The sequence below is a fragment of the Stenotrophomonas sp. SAU14A_NAIMI4_5 genome (assembly GCF_003086795.1).
In the GTDB taxonomy this organism is placed as follows: domain Bacteria; phylum Pseudomonadota; class Gammaproteobacteria; order Xanthomonadales; family Xanthomonadaceae; genus Stenotrophomonas.
On the sequence record NZ_CP026003.1, the window covers coordinates 4127533 to 4140524 of the forward strand.

Below are 12992 nucleotides of genomic sequence, written 5' to 3' on the forward strand. Positions count from 1 at the left end.
CTGATGCTGCCCACCCGTTCCCCCCGCCTGGCCGTGCTGGCCATGGCCCTGTCCGCCGCCTGTGGCGCCCACGCCGAAGCCCCGGCCGACACCCGCAGTGCCACCGACCTGGATGCGATCAAGGTCACCGCCGAACGCACCCATACCGAAGCCGGCGCCCTCGGCGACCGCGCCCTGCGCGATACCCCGTTCGCCATCACCGCCGTCGGCCGCGAGCAGATCGAGCAGCGCCAGGTCGTTTCGCTGGGCGAAGTCTTCCTGTTCGACCCGTCGGTCACCACCCAGGTCAGCGCCTACGCCAGCGGCTGGAGCTCGCCGATCCGCAACCGCGGCATCGACCTGAACTACGACAGCTACCGCGTCAACGGCCTGCAGGTCTCCTCGTGGGGTACCGAATGGCCGCTGGAAGTGATGGAGCAGGTCGACCTGCTGAAGGGCCCCGGCGGCTTCCTGTACGGCTTCGGCGCACCGGGCGGCATCGTCAACTACATCACCAAGAAGCCGACCGACGTGCCCACCTTCAGCGCCCAGCTGGGCTGGCGCGAGCAAGGCATCGTCAACGGCGGCGTGGATGTCGGCGGCCGCTTCGGCAACGAGCAGATGTTCGGCTACCGCTTCAACGCGTACCAGGAAAAGGGCGAGACCTTCAACGGCGGCCACGTCGACCGCAAGGTCGGTGCGCTGTCGCTGGACGCACGCCTGAGCGATGCACTCACCTGGACCTTCGATGGCGTGTTCCAGTCGCGTGACCTCAGCGAGGAATCGCCGCAGTACTACTTCATCGGCCTGACCTCGCTGCCGCGCCCGATCGCCGGTGACGTCGACAACAGCGTGCCGGGCACCTACTACGACACCCGCTCCAGCCTGCTGTCGACCGCGCTGAACTGGCAGATCAACAGTGACTGGAAGGCCAGCCTGAGCTACGGCGTCACCACCTCGTGGAACGACGTCAACAAGATCTTCGCCTACATCGACGATGTGAACGGCGACTACGACGTGAACGTGTACGAGCTGGGTGGCAAGAGCGAGTGGAAGCTGGCCCAGGCACTGGTGCAGGGCAGCTTCCGCACCGGCCCGCTGCAGCACCAGCTGGTGGCCGGCGTCAGCCACCAGACCGGGCTGGGCTGGGACCGCCCCTACGAGTGGAACACCATCGGCCGCGCCAACCTCTACCAGCGTTCGGACATCCGCCACGACGCGGTGGGCTCGCGCGTACTCAGCCGTGGCGATGAGACCGTACAGCAGGCGGTCTTCGCCAGCGACACCATCGATTTCGGCGGCGGCTGGTCGGTGCTGGCCGGCTGGCGCTACAACGACTTCGAGACCAAGGGCAGCTACCACACCTACCCGGTCACCCCGACCTACGCGGTGATGTACAAGCCCAGCGACGCCGTGACCCTGTACGCCAGCTACATCGAATCGCTGGAAGCCGGCAGCCGCGTCGGCAACACCTACATCAATGCCGGCGATGTGCTCGACCCGACCATCAGCAAGCAGTACGAGATCGGCGCCAAGGTCGAAGCAGCGCGCTGGAATGCAAACGTGGCGGCGTTCCGGCTGGAACGCGGCGCCAACATCGACCTGCTGACCGATGCCGGCAAGTTCCTCGTGCAGGATGGCATCACCCTGTATGAAGGCGTGGAAGCCAGCGCCGATGTGCACCTGAGCGATGCGCTGACCGTCGGCGGCGGCGTGACCTGGCTGGACCCGACCTACGACAAGCTGTCCCCGGCCAGCGCCTCGCAGGAAGGCAACCGCACCGCCGGCGCGGCCCGCTGGAGCGGCGTGCTGCATGCCAACTACCAGCTGCCGTGGGTGGACGGGCTGGAAGCCTATGCCGCCGTGCGCTACTACGGCGATGTCTGGTACGACGCCGACAACACCCTGAAGCTGCCCGACTACACCCTGGTCAACGCCGGCGTGGGCTACCACCTGGTCGCCTCGGGCCATCCGGTCATCCTGCGCGCCAGCGTGGAGAACCTGGGCAACCGCAAGTACTGGTCGAACGCGGGCGTCGGCCTGCCGCGCACCTTCGCGGTGAGCGTGCGCTGGGAGATGTAACCCGGCGCTACCCAACCCGGTGGGTGCGGACCACCTCGGTGGGTGCGGACCGTTGGTCCGCACATAGGCTGCTGAAGATGGGTGGGTGCGGACCGTTGGTCCGCACATCGGCTGCTGAAGATGGGTGGGTGCGGACCGTTGGTCCGCACATCGGCTGCTGAAGATGGGTGGGTGCGGACCGTTGGTCCGCACATCGCCCCCCCATTTCACGCCCACACCGCAATAATGGGGGGCATCCCGCCCCCCGAGCCTGCATGTCCACCCGCGAATCCCGCTTCAGCCGCCTGTGGGCCCACGAAAAGGCCAGCTATGGCCTGCGCGTCTTCATCGCCCTGACCACCGCGCTGGGCGTGTGCTGGCACCTGGACGCGCTGCCGGCGCTGCCCGGCGTGTTCCTCGGCATCATCGCCAGCGCCATCGCCGAGACCGATGACAACTGGTGGGGCCGGACCAAGGCCGTGCTGCTGTCGCTGCTGTGCTTCTGCATCGCGGCCGCCTCGGTCATCTGGCTGTTCCCGCTGCCGTGGGTGTTCATCGGCGCATTGGCGCTGTCCACGTTCTGCCTGACCCTGCTGGGTGCGCTGGGCGAACGCTACGCATCCATCGCCCAGGCCACGGTGACCCTGGCCATCTACACCATGATCGGCCTGGAGCAGCACGGCGGCGCCGGCGACCTGACCCGCGCCGTGGAAGCGGCCAGCCACCTGCTGATCGGCGCGGTCTGGTACGGCCTGCTGTCGATCCTGTGGACCGCGCTGTTCGCCAACCGCCCGGTGCGCGAGCGCGTAGCCCGCCTGTACGTGGAACTGGGCCGCTACCTGCAGCTGAAGGCCACCCTGTTCGAGCCGGTGCGCGAAGCCGACCTGCAGCGCCGCCAGCTGGACCTGGCCGAACAGAACCGCCGCGTGGTCGGGGCACTGAACGAAGCCAAGGCCGCGATCCTCGCCCGCTTCGGCCGCTCCGGCCGGCCGGGCGTCAATTCCGGCCTGTACCTGCGCCTGTACTACATGGCGCAGGATTTCCACGAACGCGCCAGCTCCTCGCACTATCCCTACAGCGCGCTGGTCGATGCGTTCTTCCACAGCGATGTGCTGTACCGCTGCCAGCGCCTGCTCGACCTGCAGGGCCAGGCCTGCGCGCGCCTGGGCGAGGCGATCCGCCTGCGCCGCCCGTTCGTGTACGGCGAAAGCAACCAGCAGGCCGGCCGTGACCTGGCCGATGCGCTGGCCTACCTGCGTGACCAGCAGCGCCCGCAGTGGCAGCGCCTGCTCGGCTCGCTCGACCTGCTGGTGCACAACCTGCGCAGCATCGAGCGTCGCCTGCTCGATGCCGAGCGTTCCGAGGCCAGCCTGGACAACGTCGATACGCGCCTGCGCGACAGCAACCCGCATACCCTGCGCGAAATGGGCGTGCGCATCCGCCAGCAGCTCACGCCGGGCTCGGTGCTGTTCCGCCACGGCCTGCGCATGGCGGTGGCGCTGGTCGCCGGCTTCCTCGCCATCCGCCTGTTCGACGCGCAGCACGGCTCGTGGGTGCTGCTGACCATCGTCTTCGTGTGCCGGCCCAACTTCGGCGCCACCCGCCAGCGCCTGGCCCAGCGCGTGGTCGGCACCCTCGCCGGCCTGGTGCTGACCTGGGCGCTGCTGCAGCTGTTCCCGCAGCTGCACGTGCAGCTGCTGATCGCCCTGCTGTCGGCGCTGTTGTTCTTCTACAACCGCACCGACCGCTACCTGGTGGCCTCGGCGGCGATCACGGTGATGGCGCTGACCTGCTTCAACCTGATCGGCGATGGCTTCGTGCTGATCGTGCCGCGCATGGTCGACACGGTACTGGGCTGTGCCATCGCCGCGGCGGCTGCGTTCCTGATCCTGCCCGACTGGCAGGGCCGGCAGCTGCACCTGGTGCTGGCCCGCGTGCTGGACACGGCCTCGCGCTACCTCGATTCGGTGCTGGGCCAGTACCGCAGCGGCATGCGCGACGACCTCGCCTACCGCATCGCCCGCCGCGACATGCACAACGCCGACGCAGCGCTGTCCACGGCGCTGTCGAACATGCTGCGCGAGCCCGGCCACGTGCGCCGCAACCTCGATGCCGGCTTCCACTTCCTGGCCCTGTCCAACACGTTGCTCGGCCATCTGTCGGCGCTGGGCGCGCACCGCGACCAGGTGGACAGCTACGCGGGCGACCCGCTGGCCCTGGCCGCCGGTGAACGCGTGCGCAAGGCCCTGCAGCAGCTGGCCACCGCCCTGACTGCGCGGCAGCCGGTGAGCGAGGAGGACAACGATGCCGACCGCGCGGTGGCCGCCGAGCTGGAACAGATTGAAGAAGCGATGCCGCCGAAGCTGCAGCTGATCCGCACGCAGATGGCGCTGGTGCTGCGGCTGCTGCCGAAGGTGCGCGCGGCGGCGAACCAGGCGGTGGCGACGTTGACCTGAGGAGCCGTGCGGACCAACGGTCCGCACCTACCGGGGCTGTTCGTGCGGACCAACGGTCCGCACCTACCGGGGCTGTTCGTGCGGACCAACGGTCCGCACCTACCAATGCCGCACCATTGTGTTGCAGCTGGCGCTGCATCCCGATCACAGCGCCGGGTTGATACTGGTTCATCCCTCCGTTGCTGGATGTTCCCCATGAAGATCGAACTGGGCGGCCGCACTGCGCTGGTCACCGCTTCCACCGCCGGCATCGGCCTGGCCATCGCCGAGGGCCTGGCCACCGCCGGTGCCACGGTGGTCATCAACGGCCGCAGCGTCGACAGCACCGAGCGCGCACGCCAGCGCCTGCTGGCCGCCGTGCCCGGCGCCGAGGTGATCGGCGTGGCCGCCGACCTCTCCGACGCGGCCGGCGTGGAGACCCTGCTGGCCGGCCTGCCGAAGATCGACATCCTGGTCAACAACGCCGGCATCTTCGGCCCGCAGGACTTCTTCGACACCGACGACGCCACCTGGGAGCGCTACTGGCAGACCAACGTGATGTCCGGCGTGCGCCTGGCCCGCGCCCTGCTGCCGGCCATGGTCGATGCCGGTTGGGGCCGGGTACTGTTCATTTCCTCCGAATCGGCGCGCAACATTCCGGCCGACATGATCCATTACGGGGTCAGCAAGACCGCCCAGCTGTCGCTGTCGCGCGGCTTGGCCAAGCGCGTGGCCGGCAGCGGCGTCACCGTCAATGCGGTGCTGCCCGGCCCAACCCTGTCCGACGGCTTCGCGGCAATGTTCGAGGAAGAACGCGCACGCAGCGGCAAGCCGCTGGAGCAGATCGGCCGTGAATTCGTCATGGCCCACCGCCCCGCCTCGGTGATCCAGCGCGCGGCCACCGTCGAGGAAGTGGCCAACATGGTGGTCTACCTGGCGTCGGCGCAGGCCTCGGCCACGTCCGGCGCCGCCCTGCGCGTGGATGGTGGCGTGGTCGACGATATCGTGTGAGCGTTGGTGGGGTGGCTGAGGTGTGCGGACCAACGGTCCGCACCTACCGCATCCCTGCCTGACAGGCAGGGATGCTAGGCTGCGCCGGTCAAGGAGGTTACATGTCCGGTCACAACCAGTTTGCCCTGCTGCGCCAGCGCCGCTTCCTGCCGTTCTTCATCGTGCAGGCGCTGGGCGCCTTCAACGACAACGTGTACCGGCAAGCCATCATCGGCCTGTTGTTCTACCTGGGCGTATCGGACGAGCAGCGCTCGCTGTACACCACGCTGGCACCGGCCATCTTCATCCTGCCCTACTTCCTGTTCTCCGCCCTGGCCGGGCAGATCGCCGACAAACTGGAAAAATCGCGGCTGATCGTGATCACCACCACCATGGAGATCGTGATCATGTCGCTGGCGGCCATCGGCTTCATCACCGAGAACCTGCCCTTCCTGCTGGTGGCGCTGTTCTGCACCGGCATGCAGTCGACCCTGTTCGGGCCGGTCAAATATTCGGTGCTGCCCTCGGTGCTGAAGCCGGAGGAACTGACCGGCGGCAACGGCCTGGTCGAAATGGGCACCTCGATCTCGATCCTGTCCGGCATGATCATCGGCGGCTCGGTGTTCCTGCTGGCCGGCAGCCACGGCCCGGTCGTGGCGGCAACGGCGGTCATCGCGCTGGCGATCTGCGGCAACCTCGCCGCACGGATGATTCCGCGCGTCGATGCCGGCGATCCGGACCTGAAGATCAACTGGAACCCGCTGCCCGAGTCGCTGGTGGTGCTGCGCATGGCGCGGCAGCAGAAGGCGGTGCGCAACGCCATCCTCGGCGTGTCCTGGTTCTGGTTCGTCGGCACCGTGCTGACCTCGCAGCTGCCCAACTACGCATTGGTCAACCTCGGCGGCGAGCCCAAGCTGTACCTGTTCGCGCTGGCGCTGTTCTCGGTCGGCACCGGCATCGGCTCGCTGCTGTGCGAGAAGCTGTCGGCGCGCACGGTGGAAATCGGCCTGGTGCCGCTGGGCGCGTTCGGCATGACCGCCTTCCTGCTGGACCTGTACTTCGCCCGCACCGGCGAGGCGACCGTGCAGAACCTGGGCGTACTGGCCTTCCTGCAGCAGCCGGGCAGCGTGCGCATCGTCATCGACCTGATCGGCATCGGCCTGTTCACCGGCGTGTTCGTGGTGCCGCTGTTCGCGCTGATCCAGAGCCGCACGCCGAAGGCACAGATGTCGCGCGTGTTCGCTGCGCTGAACATCCAGAACTCCGGCTTCATCGTCGCTGCTGCACTGCTGTCGCTGGCCGCGCACCAGCTGCTGCACTGGTCCATTCCGCAGCAGTTCCTGGCCCTGGCCATCGCCAATGCCATCGTGGCGATCTACATCTTCACCATCGTCCCCGAATTCCTGATGCGCTTCCTCAGCTGGGTGATGGTGCGCACGCTGTACCGGCTGCGCCCGCACGGCATCGAAGCCAACGTGCCCGACGAAGGCGCCGCGCTGCTGGTCTGCAACCATGTCAGCTACATGGACGCGCTGATCCTGTCGGCGACGATCCCGCGCCCGGTGCGCTTCGTCATGTACTACAGGATCTTCAACATCCCGGTACTGAGCTGGATCTTCCGCACCGCCAAGGCCATTCCCATTGCCGGTGCACGCGAAGATCCGGCGCTGATGCAGCGCGCGTTCGACGAGATCGATGCAGCGTTGGCCGAAGGCGAACTGGTCTGCATCTTCCCCGAAGGTGCGCTGACCAAGGACGGCACGATGGCGCCGTTCAAATCCGGCGTGGAGAAGATCCTGGAGCGCCGTCCGGTGCCGGTGGTGCCGATGGCGCTGCGTGGCATGTGGTCAAGCATGTGGAGCCGGCGCGACACGCGCCTGGGCCGCATGCGCGTGCCGCGGCGTTTCCGCGCGACGGTGCAGGTGGTGGCCGCCGCGCCCGTGGATGGCCACAGCACCGATGCGCCGACGCTGGAAACGCAGGTCCGCGCCCTGCGCGGCGACCACGCGTGAGCCGCCATCCGGGCCCGTATTGCCGGGCCCGGACGACGGTTTCGGCACCGGCCCGCGATGGACGACCGGTGTCAGGTAGTGCCAAGATTGCGCGCCCACCCTCTTCAAGGAAAGATCCATGAGCACTCCGCAGCCGCCCATCGCGCCGCAGACGCCGGCAGCCCCGATCCCCACCTACATGACGCCGTCGATCATCCTGACGGTCGCATCGTTCATCGTCTGCTGCCTGTCGTGCGTCAGCATCGTGGGCATCGGCACCGGCATCGTGGCCATCGTCTTCGGCAGCAAGACCAGCAAGGCGCTGGCGGCAGGTGACATCACCGCTGCACAGGCCGCTTCGCGCAACGCCAAGATCTGGATGTGGGTGACCGCCGGCCTGCTCGCCCTGGGCTTCCTGGTCTGGATCATCTCGCTGGCGACGATGGGTGTCGGCGGCTACATGGAACAGATGCAGCAGTTCCAGCGCCAGCTGGAAAGCAGCCGCTGATGCATCGCCTCCAGCTCCCGCGCTGGAGCTGGCTCGCACTTCCGCCGGCGGTCGCACTCGCCGGCGGAGGCGCGTGGTTGCTGTACCGGATTGACCCCAGCGGCGTCGACAGCCCGTTCCCCGCCTGCGCCTTCCGTGCCGTCACCGGCTTCTACTGCGTCGGCTGCGGCGGCACCCGCTGCGCGCATGCACTGCTGCATGGCGACCTGGCCACGGCGTGGTCGATGAACCCGCTGCTGGTGATGCTGGTGGCCCTGCTGCCGCTGGCCATGGCCTGGTGGATGGGCTATCGCCCGCGCTGGCTGCAGCCGCTGATGCAGCTGCTGGGCAGACCCACGTTCTGGTTGATCCTGCTGCCCGCGTTCTGGATCGCGCGCAATCTTCCCTGGCCACCTTTCACGTCACTGGCGCCGCTGGCGGGATAGCAGGGGTCGGATGAAGGGGTCGGATCCCTTTGCGCAGCAAAGGGCTCTGACCCCATCCACGCAGAAGGCATCCACGCATGGCGTGGATCTACGTCACCCAGCCAGCAATCACCAGCAGCGCCAGCACTGCCAGCCACAGCAGCAGCATCCGCCACACCAGGCTCATCGCATCGCGCAGGTCCGGCAGCCGCTGCCACACCGGCAACAGGCCCGCATCGGTGTAGTCATGCGCTTCTTCGCGCAGCTCGGCATTCACGCTGGCCCGCGCCACCGCACCGAGGAAGCCGATGTCACCGGCCAGTCGCTCGCCATGGGCCTGACGCCATGCCTTCCACGCCGTGTCGAAGTTGCCGACCAGCGCCATCGAGAATGCCATCAGCTGGGCCACCGGCCATTCGATCCAGGCCAGCAGGCGCTGCGCCAGCGCCAGCGGCTCCACCGGTACCCGCGCGCGCATCGGGCTCTCGGCCGTCAGCGCCAGCAGGCGATAGCCCAGGGCACCGACCGGGCCCAGCAGCAGGAACCAGAACAGCACCGCGAACCAGCGCCGCAGTGCGTTGAGAACGGTCGCCTCGACCAGCGAGGGCACGTCCTCGCGCAGGCTGCCACCGGCGGCCTGCAGGTGCCGCACCGCCGCCTGCCGGCTCGCCGCGTCGTCGGCGTCGATGATCGCTTCGATATCGCGGTCCAGATCGCGCGGGCCCCAGCACCAGGCCAGCACCGCCACGCCCAGCAGCAGGCCGGGCAGGCCGAACAGCACCCCGCGCAGCAGCCAGGCCAGCAGGGCCATCAGCAACAGCGGCGGCACGATCGCCAGCGCCACGCCGGCCGCTCCCTGCCATGCCCGTCCGCCATGCCCGTCCAACCAGCCCAGCCAGCGCCGGAAGCCGTCGAAACGGCGCAGCGAGGCGGCAGCGGCCGGGGCAACGTGGCCCAGGGCCAGCGCCACCAACACGGCGACCAGGGTGGTGAACATGGCAGGTCTCCCTACGAACAAGCGTTCTGCGCCGCTACCTTACCTGTCGCAGCGGCGCGTTCAGCGGTGAACCGGACTGTAACCCGACGCGTGTTCAGGTGGCGGCAATGCTGCCGCCCGCGCACGCCGGCACAGCCGCAGGGATCAGCCCTGCTGCTGCCGGTACCAGTGTTCGATCAGGCCGCGCGAGATCGAGATCGGCGGCGACAGGCGGATGCCTTCACCATCGTCCTCGACATCACGCGCCAGCGCCGCCCCCACCTCTTCGGCGGTGAACCAGCGTGCGTCTTCCAGCTCGCCATCGACGGTCGGCACGTCGTCCTGCGCCTGCGCGCGGAAACCCACCATCAACGCGCCGGGGAACGGCCACGGCTGCGAGCCCAGGTACTGGCAGGACGTCACCCGCACCTTGCTCTCCTCATGCACCTCGCGCGCGACGGTCTGCTCGAAGGTCTCGCCAGGTTCGACGAAGCCGGCCAACACCGAATAGCGGCGCGGCGCCCAGTTGGACTGGCGGCCCAGCAGCAGGCGGCCCTGGTTTTCCACGGCCACGATCACCGCCGGGTCGACGCGCGGGTAATGCTCGGTGGCGCACTGCGCGCAGCGGCCGACGAAGCCGCCGCGGGCGAAGGCCACCGCACCACCGCACACGCCGCAGAAGCGCGTGCGCGAATGCCAGTAGGACATGCCGCGGGCATAGCTGAAGGCGGTGGCTTCGGCCACGCTCCACAGCAGCGCGGCCTGGCGCAGGTCGAGTCGGCGCGGTGCGCTCTGGGTGACGTTGGCAGCTTCGACGGAGAACCAGGCCTGGCCCGCGCGCAGGCCGAGGAAGATGGCCGAACCGGGGCCACCGCCGATGTCGGCGCCGGTCAGCGCGACCGGCTGGTCGTCATCACCGGTGAAGGCGGTGCCGTCCTGGTCCAGGACAAGAATGCGCGCATCCGGCCACAGGCGTGCCAGGGCATCGGCATCATCGCGCAGGGCATCGGCGCGCTCGAGCGGCTCCGCCACGAAGGCGAAACCGGAAAGCGGCGAAGGAGTATTGGGCATCCGACAAGCCTGCCGCCAATTGCCGCAGGTGGCAAGGTCGGGGATGTGCGCAATCAGTCGGCGTTGCGCACAACGGTGGCGCAGGGCATCGGCCCCGCGCCCGGCATTACATGCTGAAGCTGCTGCCGCAGCCGCAGGTGGTCTTCGCGTTCGGGTTGCGGATCACGAACTGCGCACCGGTCAGGCTCTCGGTGTAATCCACCTCGGCGCCCATCAGGTACTGCAGGCTGAGTGGGTCGACCAGCAGGGTGACCCCGCTGGTCTGCACCGCCAGGTCGTCCTCGGCGCGGTTCTCGTCGAACTCGAACCCGTACTGGAACCCGGAACAGCCACCGCCCTCGATGTACACGCGCAAAGACAGGTCGGGGTTGCCCTCGTCCTGGATCAGTTCCTTCACCTTGGCCGCGGCCGATTCGGTGAAGTTCAGCGGCCGCTCCAGCGACTGGTAGTCGGGAGCGGCGGCCGGCGTGGCGCCGGGCAGGGAAACTAGCGTGCTCATGGCCTCAGCATGGGGGTGCCGGGGATGGCTTTCAAGCCATCGCCTCGGCCAGCTTGCGGCGCGCGGCGGTGCCGCCCTTGCCTTCGGCCGCTTCGCCCTCGCCTTCCGGCGCCGGCAGGGCCGCAACCGGGCTGCTGGCGTGGATCAGGCGGCCATTCAGCTGGGCGCCCGCGTTCATTTCCACCACCTGGTAGTGGACGTTGCCGTTCACCCGCGCGCTCGGGGTCAGTTCCACCTTTTCGGTGGCGTGCACGTCACCGTCCAGGCGGCCGCTGATGACCACCACCTGGGCGCGGATCTCGCCCTCGATGACGCCATGCTCGGCCAGGGTCAACGTCGCGCCGCTGGCGCCTTCCTGGGCGATCACCTTGCCATGGATGCGGCCTTCCACATACAGGCCACCACTGAATTCCACATCACCGCGGATCACCACCTGGTTGCCGATCAGGGCATCCACCACCAACTGGCCATCACGGCTGGATTTGCTGTTTCCGAACATCTGCCTACTCCCCTTTGCTGGCCGGTGCGCCGGCCTGTTTCCAGTCGAATACCTGCGTGGTGCCCCCTGCACCACTCCCCAGTGTCACCCTCACCCGTTGCGGGGTGAAGTCCGTCGGCAGCATCACACTGCCGGTAAGCTGCTGGAAGTACCGGAAGGAGTAATCCTGTCCCGGCACCTTGCTGCGCTGGTGCAGCTCATCCCAGCTGATCGTGGCCAGCTTGCCGTTCTTCACGCCTTCCACGGTGAAGCGCATCTGCCCCTGGCTGATGGCCCCGCGGTTGAGGTTCTGGGTCAGCACCACGGCGTACTGCCAGGTGCCAGCCGATTCGGCGCTGAACTCGATCGAATGGGTGTTCAGGCCCTTGCGCTGGCTGGTCGAGCCGACCAGGCGCTCATAGAAGGCCACGTCGGCGCGCAGGCCGGCGATCTCTTCATCGCGCTCGGCCAGCGAGGACTGCACCTCGGTGTTGGCGGCGCGGCTGATGCGGTCGGAGGCTTCCAGCGTGGCCTGCTTCTGGCGCAGCTCGGTCAGCTGCGACTGCACCGTGTCGGCGCGCTTCTCGGCGGCCTGCAGGCGCTGCCCCTGGGCATCGCGCGGCGCGCCCAGCCAGCAGCCGCCCAGCACCGCCAGCACCAGGCTGAGCAGCCAGATGCCACCGATGACCAGCAGGCGGCGACGGTCGAGCGGCTGCGGCTTGGAACCGGGCAGTCGGACCTGTACGCGCATGGATGGGCGGTTGTTCATGGGTAGTCTCCGTGGACTCGCAATGGCGACACCAGCACGGCCCCTGTAGCAAACGACGGGCTAGTGTATGACAGGAACGGGGGCTTTCCCCGGTGCCGGCCGCCAGGGGCCGGTGGTGTTCAGCCACGTCATCGTCGATAGTGTGGCACCCCGCACAGTTCCGTCGCCGGAGCCCCCCGCCATGACCGAAGCCCACCTGTTCGTGATCGGCATCCTGCTGGCCTGGCTGGCCGGCATCCGCGTCTACCTCACCGTGTTCGGCGTCGGCCTGGCCGGCCTGCTCGGCTGGGTCGACCTGCCCCCGGCCCTGCAGGCCACCGAATCGTGGTGGGTGCTGGGCACCTCGGCGGCGCTGGCCATTGCCGAATTCTTCGCCGACAAGATCCCCGGGGTCGATTCCATCTGGGATCTCATCCACACCCTGGCGCGGGTACCGGCGGGCGCCTTCCTGGCTGCCGCCACGCTCTCGCCCGATGGTCAGCTCGGCACCGGCACCCTGCTGGCCGGCGCCGGCGTCGCCTTGGCCAGCCACGGCCTGAAGGCCGGCACCCGTGCCCTGCTCAACACCTCGCCGGAACCGGCCAGCAACTGGGTCGCCTCTGTCGCCGAGGACACCGTGGTGGTCGGCGGCCTGGCGCTGGCACTGGCCCATCCCTGGATCGCCCTGGTCGTGGTGCTGGCCTGCAGCCTGGCCGGCGCCCTGCTGGTGTGGCTGGTCTGGCGCACGTTGTGGAAGGGCGTGCGATGGCTTGCACGCGCTGGCGGTACGGCCGCATCAGGCCAGCCGCGCACCGGTTGAACGTCGGGCTTGGCGCATAATGGCGGCGAACA

Annotated in this window: 12 protein-coding genes; 7 read left to right on the top strand and 5 right to left on the bottom strand. The window is 68.5% G+C overall.

Features of this window, described 5'->3' with window-relative positions; all coding sequences use genetic code 11:
• The first annotated feature begins 3 nt into the window (after positions 1-3).
• From C1925_RS18830 to C1925_RS18855, 6 genes are all read left to right on the top strand, one after another.
• Positions 4-2061 carry a TonB-dependent receptor gene (locus tag C1925_RS18830; protein WP_108770227.1) on the top strand — a complete coding sequence of 686 codons (2058 nt, stop codon included), beginning with the start codon at positions 4-6 and terminating at the stop codon, positions 2059-2061.
• Between the two features lie 254 nt (positions 2062-2315).
• Positions 2316-4496, top strand: a complete 2181-nt coding sequence (yccS, locus tag C1925_RS18835) for a YccS family putative transporter (protein ID WP_108770228.1) — start codon at positions 2316-2318, stop codon at positions 4494-4496.
• A 195-nt stretch (positions 4497-4691) separates the two neighbouring features.
• Positions 4692-5486 (top strand): SDR family oxidoreductase, encoded by a 795-nt coding sequence (locus tag C1925_RS18840; protein WP_108770229.1) that lies wholly within the window; start codon positions 4692-4694, stop codon positions 5484-5486.
• A gap of 101 nt (positions 5487-5587) precedes the next feature.
• Entirely contained in the window at positions 5588-7477 is a 1890-nt protein-coding gene (locus C1925_RS18845; RefSeq protein WP_108770230.1) for an MFS transporter, read from the top strand.
• A 118-nt stretch (positions 7478-7595) separates the two neighbouring features.
• Positions 7596-7964 carry a CD225/dispanin family protein gene (locus C1925_RS18850; RefSeq protein ID WP_108770231.1) on the top strand — a complete coding sequence of 123 codons (369 nt, stop codon included), beginning with the start codon at positions 7596-7598 and terminating at the stop codon, positions 7962-7964.
• Positions 7964-8389 (top strand): DUF2752 domain-containing protein, encoded by a 426-nt coding sequence (locus C1925_RS18855; protein WP_108770232.1) that lies wholly within the window; start codon positions 7964-7966, stop codon positions 8387-8389. Before C1925_RS18850 ends, C1925_RS18855 begins: the two co-directional genes overlap by 1 nt.
• Positions 8390-8477: 88 nt before the next feature.
• On the opposite strand, the gene ampE is transcribed toward C1925_RS18855, so the two are convergent.
• The 5 genes from ampE to C1925_RS18880 form a co-directional block, all read right to left on the bottom strand.
• On the bottom strand, positions 8478-9365 hold the full coding sequence (gene ampE, locus C1925_RS18860) for a regulatory signaling modulator protein AmpE (protein ID WP_108770233.1): 888 nt from the start codon (positions 9363-9365) through the stop codon (positions 8478-8480).
• A 144-nt stretch (positions 9366-9509) separates the two neighbouring features.
• A complete protein-coding gene (gene nudC, locus C1925_RS18865) occupies positions 9510-10415 on the bottom strand; it encodes an NAD(+) diphosphatase (protein ID WP_108770234.1) in 906 nt (301 codons plus the stop codon).
• A 106-nt stretch (positions 10416-10521) separates the two neighbouring features.
• Positions 10522-10914: an iron-sulfur cluster insertion protein ErpA gene (erpA, locus tag C1925_RS18870; RefSeq protein ID WP_079223859.1), complete on the bottom strand. Its 393-nt coding sequence runs from the start codon at positions 10912-10914 to the stop codon at positions 10522-10524.
• 31 nt (positions 10915-10945) lie between these two features.
• Positions 10946-11413: a polymer-forming cytoskeletal protein gene (locus C1925_RS18875; protein ID WP_108770235.1), complete on the bottom strand. Its 468-nt coding sequence runs from the start codon at positions 11411-11413 to the stop codon at positions 10946-10948.
• A 4-nt stretch (positions 11414-11417) separates the two neighbouring features.
• A complete protein-coding gene (locus C1925_RS18880) occupies positions 11418-12161 on the bottom strand; it encodes a DUF6776 family protein (protein WP_108770236.1) in 744 nt (247 codons plus the stop codon).
• A 181-nt stretch (positions 12162-12342) separates the two neighbouring features.
• Between C1925_RS18880 and C1925_RS18885 the strand changes: the two genes are divergently transcribed.
• Positions 12343-12960, top strand: coding sequence for a DUF4126 domain-containing protein (locus C1925_RS18885; RefSeq protein WP_108770237.1), 618 nt, complete (start codon positions 12343-12345; stop codon positions 12958-12960).
• The last annotated feature ends 32 nt before the right edge of the window (positions 12961-12992 follow it).

Excerpts from the sequence above, each read along its gene's own strand:
- C1925_RS18830 (WP_108770227.1), top strand. The coding sequence starts at position 4 with ATGCTGCCCACCCGTTCCCCCCGCCTGGCCGTGCTGGCCATGGCCCTG.
- yccS (WP_108770228.1), top strand. The coding sequence starts at position 2,316 with ATGTCCACCCGCGAATCCCGCTTCAGCCGCCTGTGGGCCCACGAAAAG.
- C1925_RS18840 (WP_108770229.1), top strand. The coding sequence starts at position 4,692 with ATGAAGATCGAACTGGGCGGCCGCACTGCGCTGGTCACCGCTTCCACC.
- C1925_RS18845 (WP_108770230.1), top strand. The coding sequence starts at position 5,588 with ATGTCCGGTCACAACCAGTTTGCCCTGCTGCGCCAGCGCCGCTTCCTG.
- C1925_RS18850 (WP_108770231.1), top strand. The coding sequence starts at position 7,596 with ATGAGCACTCCGCAGCCGCCCATCGCGCCGCAGACGCCGGCAGCCCCG.
- C1925_RS18855 (WP_108770232.1), top strand. The coding sequence starts at position 7,964 with ATGCATCGCCTCCAGCTCCCGCGCTGGAGCTGGCTCGCACTTCCGCCG.
- ampE (WP_108770233.1), bottom strand. The coding sequence starts at position 9,365 with ATGTTCACCACCCTGGTCGCCGTGTTGGTGGCGCTGGCCCTGGGCCAC.
- nudC (WP_108770234.1), bottom strand. The coding sequence starts at position 10,415 with ATGCCCAATACTCCTTCGCCGCTTTCCGGTTTCGCCTTCGTGGCGGAG.
- erpA (WP_079223859.1), bottom strand. The coding sequence starts at position 10,914 with ATGAGCACGCTAGTTTCCCTGCCCGGCGCCACGCCGGCCGCCGCTCCC.
- C1925_RS18875 (WP_108770235.1), bottom strand. The coding sequence starts at position 11,413 with ATGTTCGGAAACAGCAAATCCAGCCGTGATGGCCAGTTGGTGGTGGAT.
- C1925_RS18880 (WP_108770236.1), bottom strand. The coding sequence starts at position 12,161 with ATGAACAACCGCCCATCCATGCGCGTACAGGTCCGACTGCCCGGTTCC.
- C1925_RS18885 (WP_108770237.1), top strand. The coding sequence starts at position 12,343 with ATGACCGAAGCCCACCTGTTCGTGATCGGCATCCTGCTGGCCTGGCTG.